This window comes from Streptomyces sp. NPDC048506 (genome assembly GCF_040651315.1).
Lineage (GTDB): Bacteria > Actinomycetota > Actinomycetes > Streptomycetales > Streptomycetaceae > Streptomyces.
This window is the reverse complement of the sequence record NZ_JBEZIX010000071.1, coordinates 1-18,105: the sequence shown is the minus strand read 5'-3', so window position 1 is coordinate 18,105 and position 18,105 is coordinate 1. Positions and strand designations below refer to the sequence as shown.

The 18,105-nt window shown below is 71.5% G+C and carries 16 protein-coding genes; 15 read left to right on the top strand and 1 reads right to left on the bottom strand.

Features of this window, described 5'->3' with window-relative positions; genetic code table 11:
• Positions 1-12 precede the first annotated feature (12 nt).
• Positions 13-2,211 carry an elongation factor G-like protein EF-G2 gene (locus tag AB0C96_RS38350; protein WP_362924333.1) on the bottom strand — a complete coding sequence of 733 codons (2,199 nt, stop codon included), beginning with the start codon at positions 2,209-2,211 and terminating at the stop codon, positions 13-15.
• A gap of 263 nt (positions 2,212-2,474) precedes the next feature.
• Here AB0C96_RS38350 and pgsA point away from each other — a divergent pair, with 263 nt between their 5' ends.
• From pgsA to AB0C96_RS38275, 15 genes are all read left to right on the top strand, one after another.
• A complete protein-coding gene (gene pgsA / locus AB0C96_RS38345; protein WP_362924331.1) occupies positions 2,475-3,134 on the top strand; it encodes a phosphatidylinositol phosphate synthase in 660 nt (219 codons plus the stop codon).
• The gene (locus AB0C96_RS38340) at positions 3,131-4,066 is read left to right on the top strand and encodes a phosphatidylinositol mannoside acyltransferase (protein ID WP_362924329.1); all 936 of its coding nucleotides are present in this window, start codon (positions 3,131-3,133) and stop codon (positions 4,064-4,066) included. The genes pgsA and AB0C96_RS38340 overlap by 4 nt, the downstream gene beginning before the upstream one ends.
• Entirely contained in the window at positions 4,063-5,223 is a 1,161-nt protein-coding gene (locus AB0C96_RS38335) for a glycosyltransferase family 4 protein (protein WP_362924327.1), read from the top strand. The genes AB0C96_RS38340 and AB0C96_RS38335 overlap by 4 nt, the downstream gene beginning before the upstream one ends.
• 152 nt (positions 5,224-5,375) lie before the next feature.
• On the top strand, positions 5,376-5,921 hold the full coding sequence (locus AB0C96_RS38330; protein ID WP_362924325.1) for a hypothetical protein: 546 nt from the start codon (positions 5,376-5,378) through the stop codon (positions 5,919-5,921).
• Positions 5,922-6,049: 128 nt separating this feature from the next.
• Entirely contained in the window at positions 6,050-6,961 is a 912-nt protein-coding gene (pdxS, locus tag AB0C96_RS38325; RefSeq protein ID WP_362924324.1) for a pyridoxal 5'-phosphate synthase lyase subunit PdxS, read from the top strand.
• A gap of 9 nt (positions 6,962-6,970) precedes the next feature.
• Positions 6,971-7,564 carry a pyridoxal 5'-phosphate synthase glutaminase subunit PdxT gene (gene pdxT / locus AB0C96_RS38320; protein ID WP_362924323.1) on the top strand — a complete coding sequence of 198 codons (594 nt, stop codon included), beginning with the start codon at positions 6,971-6,973 and terminating at the stop codon, positions 7,562-7,564.
• Between the two features lie 73 nt (positions 7,565-7,637).
• A complete protein-coding gene (locus AB0C96_RS38315; protein WP_362924322.1) occupies positions 7,638-8,390 on the top strand; it encodes a YebC/PmpR family DNA-binding transcriptional regulator in 753 nt (250 codons plus the stop codon).
• Positions 8,391-8,586: 196 nt separating this feature from the next.
• Positions 8,587-9,138, top strand: a complete 552-nt coding sequence (gene ruvC, locus AB0C96_RS38310; RefSeq protein ID WP_362924320.1) for a crossover junction endodeoxyribonuclease RuvC — start codon at positions 8,587-8,589, stop codon at positions 9,136-9,138.
• Positions 9,135-9,755 (top strand): Holliday junction branch migration protein RuvA, encoded by a 621-nt coding sequence (gene ruvA / locus AB0C96_RS38305; RefSeq protein ID WP_362924319.1) that lies wholly within the window; start codon positions 9,135-9,137, stop codon positions 9,753-9,755. Before ruvC ends, ruvA begins: the two co-directional genes overlap by 4 nt.
• Before the next feature lie 82 nt (positions 9,756-9,837).
• Positions 9,838-10,926 (top strand): Holliday junction branch migration DNA helicase RuvB, encoded by a 1,089-nt coding sequence (ruvB, locus tag AB0C96_RS38300; RefSeq protein WP_362924317.1) that lies wholly within the window; start codon positions 9,838-9,840, stop codon positions 10,924-10,926.
• Between the two features lie 163 nt (positions 10,927-11,089).
• Positions 11,090-11,629 carry a preprotein translocase subunit YajC gene (yajC, locus tag AB0C96_RS38295; protein ID WP_362924315.1) on the top strand — a complete coding sequence of 180 codons (540 nt, stop codon included), beginning with the start codon at positions 11,090-11,092 and terminating at the stop codon, positions 11,627-11,629.
• Positions 11,630-11,777: 148 nt separating this feature from the next.
• Entirely contained in the window at positions 11,778-13,523 is a 1,746-nt protein-coding gene (gene secD / locus AB0C96_RS38290) for a protein translocase subunit SecD (protein WP_362924313.1), read from the top strand.
• 1 nt (position 13,524) lies between these two features.
• A complete protein-coding gene (secF, locus tag AB0C96_RS38285) occupies positions 13,525-14,640 on the top strand; it encodes a protein translocase subunit SecF (protein ID WP_362924311.1) in 1,116 nt (371 codons plus the stop codon).
• Positions 14,637-15,185, top strand: a complete 549-nt coding sequence (locus AB0C96_RS38280) for an adenine phosphoribosyltransferase (RefSeq protein WP_362924310.1) — start codon at positions 14,637-14,639, stop codon at positions 15,183-15,185. Before secF ends, AB0C96_RS38280 begins: the two co-directional genes overlap by 4 nt.
• A 172-nt stretch (positions 15,186-15,357) precedes the next feature.
• A complete protein-coding gene (locus AB0C96_RS38275; protein WP_362924308.1) occupies positions 15,358-17,985 on the top strand; it encodes a RelA/SpoT family protein in 2,628 nt (875 codons plus the stop codon).
• Positions 17,986-18,105 lie beyond the last annotated feature (120 nt).

The window sequence follows — 18,105 nt, the reverse complement described above, 5'->3', positions numbered from 1 at the left end:
TTCGGCCGGTGCCTACGCGCCGTTCTCGGCCTCCTCCCGCAGCTTCCCGGCGAGCTGCGGCGGCATCGGCTCGTGCCGCAGGTAGACGCGGGAGAACCGGCCGCTGCCGTGCGAGAGGGAGCGCAGATCGACCGCATACCGACCGATCTCGATCTCGGGCACCTCGGCGCGCACCACGGTGCGGCCCGCCCCCGACTGTTCGGTGCCCACGACCCGGCCGCGGCGCCCCGACAGATCGCTCATCACCGGGCCGACGAAGTCGTCCGGAACCATCACGCTGACCTCGCAGACCGGTTCCAGGAGGTCGATCCGGACATCGGCGGCCGCCTCGCGCAGCGCCAGGGCGCCCGCCGTCTGGAACGCGGCGTCCGAGGAGTCGACGGAGTGGGCCTTGCCGTCGAGCAGGGTGACCCGGATGTCGACGAGCGGATACCCGGCGGCGACCCCACGCGCGGCCTGGGTGCGCACGCCCTTCTCCACGGACGGGATGAACTGCCGGGGCACCGCGCCGCCCACGACCTTGTCCACGAACTCGATGCCCGAGCCGCCGGGCAGCGGTTCGACCTCGATCTCGCAGATCGCGAACTGGCCGTGCCCGCCGGACTGCTTCACATGCCGCCCGCGGCCCGCCGCCGCCTCGCCGAAGGTCTCCCGCAACGCCACCTTGTGCGCGACGGTGTCCACCTGGACGCCGTACCGCGAGCGCAGCCGCTCCAGCGCCACGTCGACGTGCGCCTCGCCCAGGCACCACAGCACCACCTGGTGGGTGTCCTGGTTGTGCTCCAGCCGCATCGTCGGGTCCTCCGCCACCAGGCGGGCCAGCCCCTGCGAGAGCTTGTCCTCGTCGGCCTTGCTGTGCGCCCGGATGGCGATCGGCAGCAGCGGGTCCGGCATCGACCAGGGCTCCATCAGGAGCGGCGCGTCCTTGGCGGAGAGGGTGTCGCCGGTCTCGGCGCGGGTCAGCTTCCCCACGCACGCCAGGTCGCCGGCGACCGCCTGGGACAGCGGACGTTGCTGCTTGCCGAAGGGCGTGGACAGCGCGCCGACCCGCTCGTCGAGGTCGTGGTCCTCGTGCCCCCGGTCGGTGAGGCCGTGGCCCGAGACGTGCACCGTCTCGTCGGGCCGCAGGGTGCCGGAGAAGACCCGCACCAGCGAGATCCGGCCCACGTACGGGTCGGAGGAGGTCTTGACCACCTCGGCCGCCAGCGGGCCGTCCGGATCGCAGCGCAGGCCGGGGCGCGGCGCGCCGTCCGGGCTGGTCACCTCGGGCGCCTCGCGCTCGGCCGGCGTCGGGAAACCGCCGGTGATCAGCTCCAGCAGCTCCACGGTGCCCAGCCCCTGCCTGGCTCCGTCGGGGGCCGGGGCGGCGGCCAGGACCGGGTGGAAGGTGCCGCGGGCGACCGCCGTCTCCAGGTCCCCGATGAGGGTCTTGACGTCGATGTCCTCGCCGCCGAGGTAGCGGTCCATCAGGGTCTCGTCCTCGCTCTCGGCGATGATCCCCTCGATGAGGCGGTTGCGGGCCTCCTCGATCCGCGGTAGCTCGTCGGGGGTCGGCGCGCGTTCGGTGCGCTCACCGGAGGAGTAGTCGAAGACCCGCTGGGAGAGCAGGCCGATCAGGCCGTGCACGGGGGCGTGGCCGTCGGCGCCCGGCTCCCCGTACAGCGGGAGGTAGAGCGGCAGCACCGCGTCCGGGTCGTCGCCGCCGAAGGTGGTGCGGCACCGCTCGGTCATCTCGTCGAAGTCGGCGCGGGACGCCTCCAGGTGCGTGACGACCAGGGCCCGCGGCATCCCGACGGCCGCGCACTCGTCCCAGACCATCCGGGTCGCGCCGGCCACGCCGTCGGCCGCCGAGACAACGAAAAGGGCCGCGTCCGCGGCGCGCAGACCGGCCCTGAGCTCCCCGACGAAATCGGCGTATCCGGGGGTGTCCAGGATATTGATCTTGACCCCGCCCCAGTCCACCGGGACCAGGGAGAGCTGTACGGAGCGTTGCTGGCGGTGTTCGATCTCGTCGTAGTCCGACAGACAGCCGCCGTCCTCCACCCGGCCGGCCCGGTTGACCGCGCCGGATGCCAGGGCGAGGGCCTCGACCAATGTGGTCTTGCCCGATCCGCTGTGGCCGACCAGCACCACATTCCGCAGGGCCGTGGGCTGGCCGGCCGTTGATGCCCTTCCGGCGGCTCCCGGGTGTGTACTCGTCTTCTCGCTCATGTGTCTCGCCTCCAGGTCGACACTTTGCGGTGATTCGAGCTTTCCACCGCGGTCATGCCGCGTCCATACATGGCGCACGAGGCCGGTCCTCCCAAGGGCTCCCGGGGCCCGTCCGTGCGCCGGGAGGCGCGCAACCGGGGCCCCGAGCCGCCGCATGCACCCCGTGCCGCGATGCGTCCGCAGTGGTCCGTGGCCTCGTGGCTACGATGGGCCAGCCGGTGGCCCCTTGACCGCGCGGCCCGTATCGACCCTTCGGGAAGGCCATGCTGAACAAGTACGCGCGTGCGTTCTTCACGCGTGTTCTCACGCCGTTCGCCGCCCTGCTCATCCGGATCGGCGTCAGCCCGGACGCGGTCACCCTCGTCGGGACCGGAGGCGTGGTGGCCGGGGCCCTGGTCTTCTACCCGCGGGGCGAGTTCTTCTGGGGCACGGTCGTCATCACCCTGTTCGTCTTCTCCGATCTGGTCGACGGCAACATGGCACGGCAGCTGGGCCGCTCCAGCCGCTGGGGGGCCTTCCTCGACTCCACCCTGGACCGGGTCGCCGACTCGGCGATCTTCGGTGGTCTGGCCCTGTGGTACGCGGGGCGCGGCGACAGCCTGGTGCTCTGCGGGATGGCGATCTTCTGCCTCGCCAGTGGCCAGGTGGTCTCGTACACCAAGGCCCGCGGTGAGGCCATCGGGCTGCCGGTGGACGTCAACGGCCTGGTCGAGCGCGCCGAGCGGCTGGTCATCACGCTGGTCGCATGCGGACTCTCCGGGCTGCACGCGTTCGGCGTGCCCGGTGTCGAGGTGCTGCTGCCGATCGCCCTGTGGCTCGTCGGCGTCGGCAGCGCCGTCACGCTCGGCCAGCGCGTGGTGACGGTACGCCGGGAGTCGGCCGAGGCCGACGCCGCCGTCGCACAAGGGGGGAACAGCGCATGACCGAGCGCAGCACCGGGCTGCCCGGCACCGCCGTCGACAAGCTCACCGACGCGCTCTACGGCCTGGGCTGGAGCACCGTCAAGAAGCTGCCCGAAGGTGTCGCCACCGGCCTCGGCCGCCGCATCGCCGACACCGCCTGGAAGCGCCGCGGCAAGGGCGTCCTTCGCCTGGAGGCGAACCTCGCCCGGGTCGTCCCGGACGCCACGCCCGCGCGCCTGGCCGAGCTCTCCCGGGCCGGTATGCGCTCGTACATGCGCTACTGGATGGAGTCCTTCCGCCTGCCGGTCTGGAGCAAGGAGCGGATAAGGACGGGCTTCGTCCCCGAAGACGTGCACCACCTGACGGACGGCCTCACGAGCGACCGCGGCGTCGTCCTCGCCCTGCCGCACATGGGCAACTACGACCTCGCCGGCGTCTGGGTCACCACCAAGCTCAACACCCCCTTCACCACCGTCGCCGAGCGCCTCAAGCCGGAGACGCTCTACGACCGCTTCGTCGCCTACCGCGAGGGCCTGGGCATGGAGGTGCTGCCGCACACCGGCGGCGCCGCCTTCGGCACCCTCGCCCGCCGACTGCGCGCCGGCGGCCTGGTCTGCCTGGTCGCCGACCGCGACCTCTCCAGCTCCGGCATCCCCGTCACGTTCTTCGGCGAGGAGACGAAGATGCCGGTGGGCCCCGCGATGCTCGCCCTCCAGACCGGCGCGATGCTGCTCCCGGTCACCCTCTGGTACGACGAGTCCCCCGTGATGCGCGGCCGGGTGCACCCGGAGATCGCCGTCCCCGAGACCGGTACCCGCACCGAGAAGGCAGCCCGGATGACCCAGGCGCTCGCCGACGTCTTCGCCTCCGGCATCGCCGACCACCCCGAGGACTGGCACATGCTGCAACGCCTGTGGCTGGCCGACCTGGAGCCGCGCGAGGAGACGTCATGAAGATCGGCATCGTCTGCCCCTACGCCTGGGACGTCCCCGGCGGCGTCCAGTTCCACATCCGTGACCTGGCCGAGCACCTCCTCCGCCTCGGCCACGAGGTCTCCGTCCTGGCCCCCGCCGACGACGAGACGCCCCTGCCGCCCTACGTCGTCCCCGCCGGCCGCGCCGTCCCCGTTCCCTACAACGGCTCGGTGGCCCGCCTGAACTTCGGCTTCCTCTCCGCCGCCCGGGTGCGCCGCTGGCTTCAGAACGGCGCCTTCGACGTCATCCACATCCACGAACCGGCCTCCCCGTCGCTCGGCCTGCTCGCCTGCTGGGCGGCGCAGGGCCCGATCGTGGCCACCTTCCACACCTCCAACCCGCGCTCCCGGGCCATGATCGCCGCGTACCCGATCCTCCAGCCGGCCCTGGAGAAGATCAGCGCCCGCATCGCGGTCAGCGAGTACGCCCGGCGCACCCTCGTCGAGCACCTCGGCGGGGACGCGGTGGTCATCCCCAACGGCGTGGACGTCGACTTCTTCGCCCGGGCCGAGCCCAAGGCGGCATGGCAGGGCAGGACGATCGGCTTCATCGGCCGCATCGACGAACCCCGCAAGGGCCTGCCGGTCCTCATGAAGGCGCTGCCCGCCATCCTCGCCGAGGTGCCCGACGCCCGGCTGCTGGTCGCCGGCCGCGGCGACGAGGAGGAGGCGGTCGCACAGCTCCCCGTCGACCTGCGCTCCCGGGTCGAGTTCCTCGGCATGGTCAGCGACGAGGACAAGGCGCGCCTGCTCCGCAGCGTGGACGTCTACGTCGCCCCCAACACGGGCGGCGAGTCCTTCGGCATCATCCTCGTGGAGGCCATGTCGGCCGGCGCCCCCGTCCTGGCCAGCGACCTCGACGCCTTCGCCCAGGTCCTCGACCAGGGGGACGCCGGCGAGCTCTTCGCCAACGAGGACGCCGACGCGCTGGCCGCCGCCGCCGTCCGCCTCATGGGCGACCCCGCCCGCCTCGCGGAGCTGCGCGAACGCGGCAGCCGGCACGTCCGCCGCTTCGACTGGTCGACGGTCGGCGCCGACGTCCTCGCCGTCTACGAGACCGTCACCGCCGGTGCCGCCTCCGTGGCCACCGACGAACGCGTGGGCCTCCGTGCCCGCCGCTGGCTGGCAAGGGACTGAGAGCTCCACGCCCGCATCCGGTACCACCACGACGGGACAGCCGACAGCGCGAGGAGGGCTCGCCGCCGGCGCAACGGCGAAAGGACGCCCGGCGGGACAGTCGACAACGTGGGAAGCCGGCCGAGCGCAGCGGACGGGTAACGTGACCGACCGTGACCACGTTCATCTGGATCGCCTCCGCGATCGTCCTCATCGGCATCTACCTGAGCTGGACCGCCGGCCGCCTGGACCGGCTGCACGCGCGCATCGACGCGGCCCGCGCTGCCCTCGACGCCCAGCTGCTGCGGCGCGCGTCGGTCGCCCAGGAGCTCGGCACCTCGGGCGTCCTGGACCCGGCCGCCTCGATCGTCCTCTACCAGGCCGCGCACGAGGCCCGGCAGGCCGAGGAGGACCACCGCGAGGTCGCGGAGAGCGAGCTCAGCCAGACGCTCCGGGCCATCTTCGAGGAGGAGACGCAGCTGGAGGCGGTGCGCGAGGCCCCGGGCGGCGAGCAGACGGTTACCGAGCTCACCGCCGCGGTCCGCCGCGTCCCGATGGCCCGCCGCTTCCACAACGACGCCGTACGGGCCGCACGCGCGGTCCGTCGCCACCGGGTGGTGCGGTACTTTCGGCTGGCCGGCCACGCGCCGTTCCCACTGGCCTTCGAGATGGACGACGAGCCGCCGGCCGTGCTGGACGACCGGTCGGTGGGGGCCTGACGGCGCGGGAATCCGGCAACTCCCAGCTCTGACGAGCCACCGGCCTTGAATTGGCCCTTTTCCCGGTCCACCGGCAAAGGGTTGTGTGGGCGGCACGCACAACCACCCGCATCGAGTGAGGTCTAACCGTGTCCAGCACGCCCACCACGCCCCAGCACCCCGAGACCGGAACCGCGCGCGTCAAGCGCGGTATGGCCGAGCAGCTCAAGGGCGGCGTGATCATGGACGTCGTCACGCCGGAAGAGGCGAAGATCGCCGAGGACGCGGGCGCCGTCGCCGTCATGGCCCTGGAGCGGGTCCCCGCCGACATCCGCAAGGACGGTGGCGTGGCCCGCATGTCGGACCCCGACATGATCGACGGCATCATCAACGCCGTCTCCATCCCGGTCATGGCGAAGTCGCGGATCGGCCACTTCGTCGAGGCCCAGGTGCTCCAGTCGCTCGGCGTCGACTACATCGACGAGTCCGAGGTGCTCACCCCGGCCGACGAGGTCAACCACTCCGACAAGTGGGCCTTCACCACCCCCTTCGTCTGCGGTGCCACCAACCTGGGCGAGGCGCTGCGTCGGATCGCCGAGGGCGCCGCGATGATCCGCTCCAAGGGCGAGGCCGGCACCGGCAACGTCGTCGAGGCGGTCCGTCACCTGCGCCAGATCAAGGGCGAGATCGCCAAGCTGCGCGGCTGCGACAACAACGAGCTGTACGCCGCCGCCAAGGAGCTGCGCGCCCCGTTCGAGCTGGTCAAGGAGGTCGCCGAGCTCGGCAAGCTGCCGGTCGTGCTGTTCTCCGCCGGTGGTGTGGCCACCCCGGCCGACGCCGCGCTGATGCGTCAGCTCGGCGCCGAGGGCGTGTTCGTCGGCTCCGGCATCTTCAAGTCCGGTGACCCGGCCAAGCGCGCCGCCGCGATCGTGAAGGCCACCACCTTCTACGACGACCCGAAGGTCATCGCGGACGTCTCGCGCAACCTGGGCGAGGCCATGGTCGGCATCAACTGCGACACCCTCCCCGAGGCCGAGCGCTACGCCAACCGCGGTTGGTGACGTAGCCACATGAGCACCCCCACCATCGGTGTGCTGGCCCTCCAGGGCGACGTCCGCGAGCACGTCACGGCGCTCGCGGACGCCGGTGCCCAGGCCCGGCCGGTACGCCGTCCCGAGGAGCTGGCCGAGGTCGACGGCCTGGTCATACCGGGCGGCGAGTCCACCACGATGTCCAAGCTGGCGATCGCCTTCGGCATGCTGGAGCCGCTGCGCGCGTTCGTGCGCGCGGGCAGGCCGGTCTACGGCACCTGCGCCGGCATGATCATGGTCGCGGACAAGCTGCTGGACGCCCGGGAGGACCAGGAGACGCTCGGCGGCATCGACATGATCGTGCGCCGTAACGCCTTCGGGCGGCAGAACGACTCCTTCGAGGCGGCCATCGACGTCGCCGGCATCCCCGGCGGCCCGGTCGAGGGCGTCTTCATCCGGGCACCCTGGGTCGAGTCGGTCGGCGGCGCGGTCGAGGTCCTGGCGACGTACGGCGGGCACACCGTGGCCGTGCGGCAGGGTAACGTCCTCGCCACGTCCTTCCATCCGGAGCTCACCGGTGACCACCGCGTGCACGCCCTGTTCGTGGACATGGTGCGGCGCTCGGTTGGGTAACGCCCGGTGATCCGGCCCCGGTAGGATCGAAGGCGTTCGTTGCAGGAATGGGTTACGCGAAGGAGACAGGCGGATGTCCGGCCACTCTAAATGGGCTACGACGAAGCACAAGAAGGCCGTGATCGATGCCAAGCGCGGCAAGCTCTTCGCGAAGCTGATCAAGAACGTCGAGGTCGCGGCCCGCATGGGCGGCGCCGACCTCGAAGGCAACCCGACGCTGTACGACGCCGTGCAGAAGGCCAAGAAGCAGTCCGTGCCCAACAAGAACATCGACTCCGCCATCAAGCGCGGTGCCGGTCTTGAGGCGGGCGGCGCCGACTACGAGACGATCATGTACGAGGGTTACGGCCCCAACGGTGTCGCGGTGCTCATCGAGTGCCTCACCGACAACCGCAACCGTGCCGCCTCGGACGTCCGCGTCGCCATGACCCGCAACGGCGGCTCGATGGCCGACCCGGGCTCGGTGTCGTACCTGTTCAACCGCAAGGGCGTGGTGATCGTCCCCAAGGGCGAGCTGTCCGAGGACGACGTGCTCGGCGCGGTGCTGGACGCGGGCGCCGAGGAGGTCAACGACCTGGGCGAGTCCTTCGAGGTGCTCAGCGAGGCCACCGACCTGGTCGCGGTCCGTACCGCCCTCCAGGAGGCCGGCATCGACTACGACTCGGCCGACGCCAACTTCGTGCCGACCATGCAGGTCGAGCTGGAGGAAGAGGGCGCGCGCAAGATCTTCAAGCTGATCGACGCGCTGGAGGACAGCGACGACGTGCAGAACGTCTTCGCCAACTTCGACGTGTCGGACGACGTCATGGCGAAGGTCGACGCCTGAGACCGGCCGACGCCCGACCGTTCTGGTCCGTAGCACGGCAACGGCCCGCCGGAGAGATCCGGCGGGCCGTTTCGTCTGCCGCCGCACCGCCGCACCGCCGCACCGCCGCACCGCTCCCGACGCATTGTCAGTGGTAGCCGATAACCTGCACGAACAGTCTGTCGGTTGGTCGAGGATGGCCGAGGAAGGGGGCGTCGTGCGCGTACTGGGCGTGGACCCGGGGCTGACCCGGTGCGGGGTCGGCGTGGTGGAGGGCGTCGCCGGCCGTCCGCTGAAGATGGCCGGTGTCGGTGTCGTGCGCACCCCGGCCGACGCGGACGTCGCCCACCGCCTGGTCCTCATCGAGCGCGGCATAGACGAGTGGTTGGACGCCCACCGTCCCGAATTCGTCGCCGTGGAGCGGGTGTTCAGCCAGCACAACGTCCGTACGGTCATGGGGACCGCCCAGGCCAGCGCGGTCGCCATGCTCTGCGCCGCCCGCCGCGGACTGCCGGTCGCCCTGCACACCCCCAGCGAGGTCAAGGCCGCCGTCACCGGCTCCGGCCGGGCCGACAAGGCCCAGGTCGGCGCGATGGTCACGCGGCTGCTGCGGCTCGACGCACCGCCGAAGCCGGCCGACGCCGCCGACGCCCTCGCCCTCGCCATCTGTCACATCTGGCGCGCGCCCGCGGTCAACCGCCTCCAGCAGGCGCAGGCCGCCGCCCGCCGCACCTCCGCTCCCGTTCGTACGCTGAAGGGCACCCGATGATCGCCTTCGTCTCCGGCCCGGTCGCGGCCCTGGCACCCGACACCGCCGTCGTCGAGGTCGGCGGCATCGGCATGGCCGTCCAGTGCACCCCGACCACGCTCTCCGCCCTGCGCATCGGGCAGCAGGCCAAGCTCGCCACGTCCCTCGTCGTCCGCGAGGACTCGCTGACGCTGTACGGCTTCGCGGACGACGACGAGCGGCAGACCTTCGAGCTGTTGCAGACCGCCAGCGGCGTCGGCCCCCGGCTCGCCCAGGCCATGCTCGCCGTGCACTCCCCGGACGCGCTGCGGCTGGCCGTCGCCACCGGTGACGAGAAGGCCCTCACGGCCGTCCCCGGCATCGGGAAGAAGGGGGCCCAGAAGCTGCTGCTGGAGCTCAAGGACCGGCTCGGCGAGCCGGTGGGCACCGGCCGTGCGGGCGTCGGCGGCGCCGCCACCGCCGGCTGGCGCGACCAGCTCCAGGCCGCCCTGATCGGGCTCGGCTACGCCACCCGCGAGGCGGACGAGGCGGTCGCCGCGGTCGCCCCGCAGGCCGAGGCGGCCCTCGCCGAGGGCGCCGCACCCCAGGTGCCGCAGCTGCTCAAGGCCGCTCTCCAGACCCTCAACCGCGCCCGATGACCGGCGCCCTCCGGGCGCACCCCACCCGACCGCACGACCGTGAAGGCGGCCCGGCCGCCCCGACCCCGCGAGGCATTCCGCAGTGAACTGGGACGACACCGCACCGCCCACCGAGGACGCCGCCCCCGGCGGTCCCGACCGGCTGGTCGGCGCCGACGCGGACGGCGAGGACACCGCCGTCGAGGCCGCCCTGCGGCCCAAGGACCTCGCCGAGTTCGTCGGGCAGGAGCGGGTGCGCGAGCAGCTCGACCTGGTGTTGCGCGCCGCCCGCGCCCGCGGCGCCACCGCCGACCACGTCCTGTTGTCCGGGGCGCCCGGCCTCGGTAAGACGACCCTCTCGATGATCATCGCCGCCGAGATGGGCGCCCCGATCCGGATCACCTCCGGCCCCGCCATCCAGCACGCCGGCGATCTCGCCGCGATCCTCTCCTCCCTCCAGGAGGGCGAGGTCCTCTTCCTCGACGAGATCCACCGGATGTCCCGGCCCGCCGAGGAGATGCTCTACATGGCGATGGAGGACTTCCGGGTCGACGTCATCGTCGGCAAGGGCCCGGGCGCCACCGCCATTCCCCTGGAGCTGCCGCCGTTCACCCTGGTCGGCGCCACGACCCGGGCCGGTCTGCTGCCGCCCCCGCTGCGCGACCGCTTCGGCTTCACCGCCCACATGGAGTTCTACGCGCCCGCCGAACTCCAGCGGGTCATCCACCGCTCGGCCGGGCTGCTCGACGTCGCCATAGAGGAGGAGGGCGCCGCCGAGATCGCCGGGCGCTCCCGCGGCACGCCCCGTATCGCCAACCGCCTGCTGCGCCGCGTGCGGGACTACGCCCAGGTCAAGGCCGACGGCCTGATCACCCGCGAGATCGCCTCCCAGGCCCTGGGGGTCTACGAGGTCGACGCCCGTGGCCTGGACCGCCTCGACCGCGCGGTGCTCACGGCCCTGCTGAAGCTGTTCGGCGGCGGCCCGGTCGGCCTGTCCACCCTCGCGGTCGCCGTGGGGGAGGAGCGGGAGACGGTCGAGGAGGTCGCCGAGCCGTTCCTGGTACGGGAAGGTCTGCTGGCCAGGACTCCCCGCGGACGGATCGCCACTCCGGCCGCCTGGAGCCATATGGACCTGGTCCCGCCCCAGCACCAATCGGGCGGAAGCGGACAGCAGGGCTTGTTCGGACCGTGACGGCGCGGAGACTCGCCCGGTCAGGAACTGCGGTGCGATGCTGGGCGTTGTTCCACTGGTGGGGACTCGCTTAGACTCCGCCGATGCCGTCCGTAGGGGCCGGCATACCCACCCCCGCTATAAGAGACCGCGCAGCTGCGGTCGTGCGAAGGATTTCCGTCCCGTGCCCAATATCGTGACTCTCCTCCCCTTCATCGTTCTCATCGGGGCCATGTTCCTGATGACGCGGTCCGCCAAGAAGAAGCAGCAGGCGGCCCAGCACATGCGCGATGAGATGCAGGCCGGCACCGGCGTCCGGACGATCGGCGGCATGTACGCCACCGTCAAGGAAGTCCACGAGGACACCGTCCTCCTGGAGGTCGCCCCCGGCGTGCACGCCATCTATGCCAAGAACGCCATCGGCGCGGTGCTCGCGGACGAGGAGTACAACCGCATCCTGGACGGTGCCGAACCGCTCCACGGCGACGAGCCGGTCGTCCCCGACGACGCCTCCTCGCTGACCGGCGACACCGCCGGCGAAGCCACCGAAAAGGGTGACAAGGCCGACAAGATCGACCTCGGCAAGACCGAGGCCCCGGCCGACTCCGAGCCCGCAGCCGACGAGGCGAAGGCCGACGCGGCAGACAAGGACGCCGAGGACGGCGCCAAGGCCGTCGCGGACGTCGCCAAGGAGGACAAGAAGGCCGGCGACGACGCGAAGTAGTCCAACCACGGAACCGCGGAGCACGCGTCGTGTCGTGCACCGCGGTTCCGGGACGGTCTAGGCTCCGGCGGGGGGTCGTCCCCACAACATTCGTGGCCGCCCGGCCGACACCCCGGGCCGAGGCGGTTGGACAGGGAGAAACGAGAAGGTGGCAGCACCGAAGAAGGGCCGCAGGGCGCCCGCGAGCCAGGGGCACCCGGGCCGCACCCTGCTCCTGGTCCTCATCGTGATGGCGGGGCTGATCGGAGGCATGTTCTACTCCGGCACGAAGGCACCCCGCCTGGGCATCGACCTGGCGGGCGGTACGAGCTTCACGCTCCAGGCCGAGAACATGCCGGGCAAGCCCAACGCGATCAACGAGACCAACATGAAGACCGCCGCGGACATCATGGACCGGCGGGTCAACGGTCTGGGCGTCTCCGAGACCGAGGTCCAGACGCAGGGCACGAACCACATCATCGTGAACATCCCGCGGGGGACGAACGCGAAGCAGGCGCGCCAGCAGGTCGGCACCACCGCCCAGCTGGGATTCCGCCCGGTGCTGACCACGACCCTCGGCACCAAGACCCCCGAGCCCAAGCCCAGCCCCTCGAAGGGCACGAACGGCAAGGGCGGCGACAAGGCGAAGGGCACCCAGCAGAACGCCTCGTCCTCGCCGACCCCCAGTGCGAAGCCCACGACGCAGGGGCGCGCGGTCACGGACTCCCTGAAGAAGGCGCCGTCCGCGAAGCCCAGCCCGTCCGGCTCGACCAAGCCCTCCACGCCGCCGACGCCCGGTGGCTCGGAGATCCCACCGGCCCTCCAGAAGCAGCTGGACGCCCTGGACTGCTCCACCAAGCAGAACCGCGCCGCGGCCGGTGAGAAGGCCGCCGGCGCCAAGCCGACCGACCCCGTGGTGGCCTGCAAGGACGACGGCACACAGAAGTACGTGCTGGGCCCGCTCGCCGTCGAGGGCACCGACGTCAAGGGCGCCAAGGCCGTCTTCGACAGCCAGCAGGGCCAGGGCTGGATCGTCCAGATGGACTTCACCTCCGACGGTGGCAAGAAGTTCGCGGACATCACCGGCAAGCTCGCCACCAAGACCCCGCCGCAGGACCAGTTCGCGATCGTCCTGGACGGCGCGGTGGTCTCCGACCCGCGGGTCCACGAGCGCCTGAACGGCGGCAACGCCACCATCTCCGGCGGTTTCACCCAGCAGTCCGCCCAGGACCTGTCGAACATGCTGTCCTACGGCGCCCTGCCGCTCTCCTTCAAGATCGTCGACGAGACCACGGTCACCGCGGCGCTCGGTGGCGAGCAGCTGCACGCCGGTCTGATCGCCGGCGCCATCGGCCTCGCGCTGGTCGTGATCTACCTCGTCGCCTACTACCGGGGGCTGGCGCTGGTCGCGCTGGCGAGCCTCTGCGTCTCGGCGATCCTGACGTACGCGATCATGACGCTGCTGGGCCCGGCCATCCAGTTCGCACTGAACCTCCCGGCGGTCTGTGGCGCCATCGTCGCCATCGGTATCACCGCCGACTCGTTCATCGTCTACTTCGAACGCATCCGGGACGAGATCCGCGAGGGACGCACCCTGCGCCCGGCCGTCGAGCGCGGCTGGCCGCGGGCCCGCCGGACGATCCTGGTCTCCGACTTCGTGTCGTTCCTGGCCGCGGCGGTGCTGTTCATCGTCACCGTCGGCAAGGTGCAGGGCTTCGCGTTCACGCTCGGCCTGACCACCGTCCTCGACGTCGTCGTGGTCTTCCTCTTCACCAAGCCCCTGATGACGCTGCTGGCCCGGCGGAAGTTCTTCGCCGACGGACACCCCTGGTCCGGCCTCGACCCCAAGCGCCTGGGCGCCAAGCCGCCGCTGCGCCGTCGTCGCACGGCCCCCACCCAGACGAAGGAGGCGTGAGATGTCCAAGCTCGGAAGCATCGGCGCCCGGCTCTACCGCGGTGAGGTCGGCTACGACTTCATCGGCAAGCGGAAGATCTGGTACGGCATCTCGATCCTCATCACCATCACGGCCATCGTCGGCCTGGCGGTGCGCGGCCTGAACATGGGCATCGAGTTCTCCGGCGGCGCGGTCTTCACCACCCCGAAGACCTCGGTGACCACCGCGGAGGCACAGCACCATGCCGAGTCCGCGTCCGGCGGCCACCAGGCGGTCGTCCAGCAGCTCGGCGACGGCGCGCTGCGCATCCAGATCGGCGGTCTGGACACCAAGCAGGCGCTGCCGGTCCAGGAGGAGCTCGCCAAGGACCTGAAGGTCCCGGCCAAGGACGTCAACACCCAGCTGGTCGGCCCGAGTTGGGGTGAGGAGATCGCCAACAAGGCCTGGCTGGGCCTGGGGATCTTCATGGTCCTCGTGGTGCTCTACCTGGCCATCGCCTTCGAGTGGCGGATGGCGCTCGCCGCCCTGATCGCGCTGATCCACGACCTCACCATCACCGTCGGCGTCTACGCCCTGGTGGGCTTCGAGGTCACCCCCGGCACGGTCATCGGTCTGCTGACGATCCTCGGCTACTCGCTGTACGACACCGTCGTCGTCTTCGACAGCCTCAAGGAAGCCTCCAAGGACATCACCAAGCAGACCCGCTTCACCTACAGCGAGATCGCCAACCGCTCGATCAACGGCACCCTGGTCCGGTCGATCAACACCACCGTCGTGGCGCTGCTCCCGGTCGCCGGTCTGCTCTTCGTCGGCGGCGGTCTGCTGGGCGCGGGCATGCTCAACGACATCTCGCTGGCCCTGTTCGTCGGTCTCGCCGCCGGTGCGTACTCGTCGATCTTCATCGCCACCCCGCTGGTCGCCGACTTCAAGAACAGCGAGCCGGAGATGAAGGCGCTGGCCAAGCGGGTCAAGGCGAAGCGCGCCGCGGCCGCGGCCAAGGCCGCGAGCCAGGAGGGCGCCGAGGACGGGCCCGCGGACCCGGAGGACGCCGAGGACGGCGCCGCGGTCGTCGGCCCGCGCCACCAGCCCGCCGCCCGCAACCGCGGACGCGGCCGCCCGTCGGGCAAGCGCCGATGAGCGCCCCCGCAGCCCTGCGCGAGCTGCTGCTCAGCCGGATCACCGACGTGCCGGACTACCCGCAGCCCGGGGTGATGTTCAAGGACATCACCCCGCTGCTGGCCGACCCGGCCGCCTTCGGCGCGCTCACCGACGCCCTCGCCGAGCTGTGCGCGCGCCACCGCGCGGACAAGGTCGTCGGCCTGGAGGCGCGCGGCTTCATACTCGCCGCCCCCGTCGCGGTGCGCGCCGGCCTCGGCTTCGTGCCGGTGCGCAAGGCCGGCAAGCTGCCCGGCGCCACGCTCGGCCAGTCCTACGAGCTGGAGTACGGCACCGCCGAGATCGAGATGCACGCCGACGCGTTGCGCCCGGGCGAGCGGGTGCTGGTGATCGACGACGTCCTGGCCACCGGTGGCACGGCCGATGCCTCGATGCAGCTCATCCGTCGCGCGGGCGCCGAGGTCGCGGGCCTGGCGGTGCTGCTGGAGCTGGGCTTCCTGGCGGGCCGCGAGCGGCTGGAGCCAGGTCTGAAGGGCGCCCCCCTGGAGGCGCTGATCACGGTCTGACCGGCCCGTACGCACCCTCTGAGCAGCAGGGGCATCCGGAAGAATTCGGATGCCCCTGCTGCTGTGTCATGTACGGACCCATAGCCGAGCGGGAGCCGCGGCCCGGAGGTCGATACCATGGCACCCCGACCCGTTCGAGGTCCTGGGGTCCGGAACCGCTTGAGGAGTGCTCTTGCCAGACGAGGCCCAGCCGCTCTCCCCCGGACTGCGTCCGACGGGATCCGAAGCCGCGCGCCCGAACGAGTCGAAGCCCGCGCCGGCGGCTTCCTCGGACGCGCCCCAGCCCGAGCGGCACGGTGCGCCCGACGGGACCGCCGCACCCCGGCCGGCCGGCCGGCCCACCGCCGCGCCCCCGGCCCCCGGTGACCGGTCCCACCAGGCGCCCAAGCCCGGGCCCGCCGCCTCGCCCCGGTCCACGGCCGCGCCGACCCGCGCGCCCAAGCCGCCCGTCAAGGCCGACCAGCCCGCCGCGTCCAAGCCGCTGCCGCCCACCCCCGTCGGCCGCTCCGGCTCGCCCAACCGCGTCCGGGCCCGCCTCGCCCGGCTCGGCGTCCAGCGCTCCAGCCCGTACAACCCGGTCCTGGAGCCGCTGCTGAGGGCCGTCCGCGGCAACGACCCCAAGATCGAGACCGCGACGCTGCGCCAGGTCGAGCGGGCCTACCAGGTCGCCGAGCGCTGGCACCGCGGCCAGAAGCGCAAGAGCGGCGACCCGTACATCACCCATCCGCTCGCGGTCACCACCATCCTCGCCGAGCTGGGCATGGACCCGGCGACGCTGATGGCCGGGCTGCTGCACGACACCGTCGAGGACACCGAGTACGGCCTGGACACCCTGCGCCGCGACTTCGGCGACCAGGTCGCGCTGCTCGTCGACGGCGTCACCAAGCTGGACAAGGTCAAGTTCGGCGAGGCCGCGCAGGCCGAGACGGTCCGCAAGATGGTCGTCGCGATGGCCAAGGACCCGCGTGTGCTGGTCATCAAGCTCGCCGACCGGCTGCACAACATGCGCACCATGCGCTACCTCAAGCGGGAGAAGCAGGAGAAGAAGGCCCGCGAGACGCTGGAGATCTACGCCCCGCTCGCCCACCGGCTGGGCATGAACACCATCAAGTGGGAGCTGGAGGACCTCGCCTTCGCGATCCTCTACCCCAAGATGTACGACGAGATCGTGCGGCTGGTCGCCGAGCGGGCGCCCAAGCGGGACGAGTACCTGGCGATAGTGACCGACGAGGTCCAGGCCGACCTGCGCGCGGCCCGCATCAAGGCCACCGTCACCGGCCGCCCGAAGCACTACTACAGCGTCTACCAGAAGATGATCGTGCGCGGCCGCGACTTCGCCGAGATCTACGACCTGGTGGGCATCCGCGTCCTCGTCGACACGGTCCGCGACTGCTACGCCGCCCTCGGCACGATCCACGCGCGATGGAACCCGGTCCCCGGCCGGTTCAAGGACTACATCGCGATGCCGAAGTTCAACATGTACCAGTCGCTGCACACGACGGTCATCGGCCCCAACGGCAAGCCGGTCGAACTCCAGATCCGTACCTTCGACATGCACCGCCGGGCGGAGTACGGCATCGCCGCCCACTGGAAGTACAAGCAGGAAGCGGTCGCCGGCGCGTCCAAGATCCGCACCGATGTGCCCAAGAACGCCGGCAAGGGCCAGGACACGGTCAACGACATGGCCTGGCTGCGGCAGTTGCTCGACTGGCAGAAGGAGACTGAGGACCCGGGCGAGTTCCTGGAGTCGCTGCGCTTCGACCTGTCCCGCAACGAGGTCTTCGTCTTCACGCCGAAGGGCGACGTGATAGCGCTGCCGGCCGGTGCCACGCCCGTCGACTTCGCGTACGCGGTGCACACCGAGGTCGGCCACCGCACCATAGGCGCCCGGGTCAACGGACGGCTCGTCCCGCTCGAATCGACCCTGGACAACGGCGACTTGGTGGAGGTCTTCACCTCCAAGGCGCCGGGCGCCGGACCGTCCCGCGACTGGCTCGGCTTCGTCAAGTCCCCGCGCGCCCGCAACAAGATCCGCGGTTGGTTCTCCAAGGAGCGCCGCGACGAGGCGATCGAGCAGGGCAAGGACGCCATCGCACGCGCGATGCGCAAGCAGAACCTGCCGATCCAGCGGATCCTGACCGGCGACTCGCTGGTGACCCTGGCGCACGAGATGCGCTACCCGGACATCTCCTCGCTCTACGCCGCCATCGGGGAGGGCCATGTCGCGGCGCAGGGCGTGGTCCAGAAACTGGTGCAGGCGCTCGGCGGCCAGGACGAGGCCACCGAGGACATCGCCGAGTCCACTCCGATCCGGCCGCGCTCCAAGCGCCGCTCCAGCGCGGACCCCGGCGTGGTCGTCAAGGGCGTGGACGACGTCTGGGTCAAGCTCGCCCGCTGTTGCACGCCGGTGCCGGGCGACCCCATCATCGGCTTCGTCACCCGCGGCAGCGGCGTCTCGGTGCACCGTGCCGACTGCGTCAACGTCGACTCGTTGTCCCGGCAGCCGGAGCGGATCCTGGACGTGGAGTGGGCGCCCACCCAGTCCTCGGTCTTCCTGGTCGCCATCCAGGTCGAGGCGCTGGACCGCTCCCGGCTCCTCTCGGACGTCACACGGGTCCTCTCCGACCAGCACGTCAACATCCTCTCCGCGGCCGTCCAGACCTCCCGCGACCGCGTCGCCACCTCCCGCTTCACCTTCGAGATGGGCGACCCCAAGCACCTTGGGCACGTCCTGAAGGCGGTACGGGGCGTGGAGGGCGTGTACGACGTGTACCGGGTGACGTCGGCCCGCCGGCCGTAGGCAGGACGGACCGGACACACGGGGAGGGCCCCGGTACGCGCCGGCGGATTCTGGGGATCGTCGCAACACGTGGTCGGTTGATCAGGCCGCGAGCAGTTTATGCAGGCGCTCGGCTGGGGC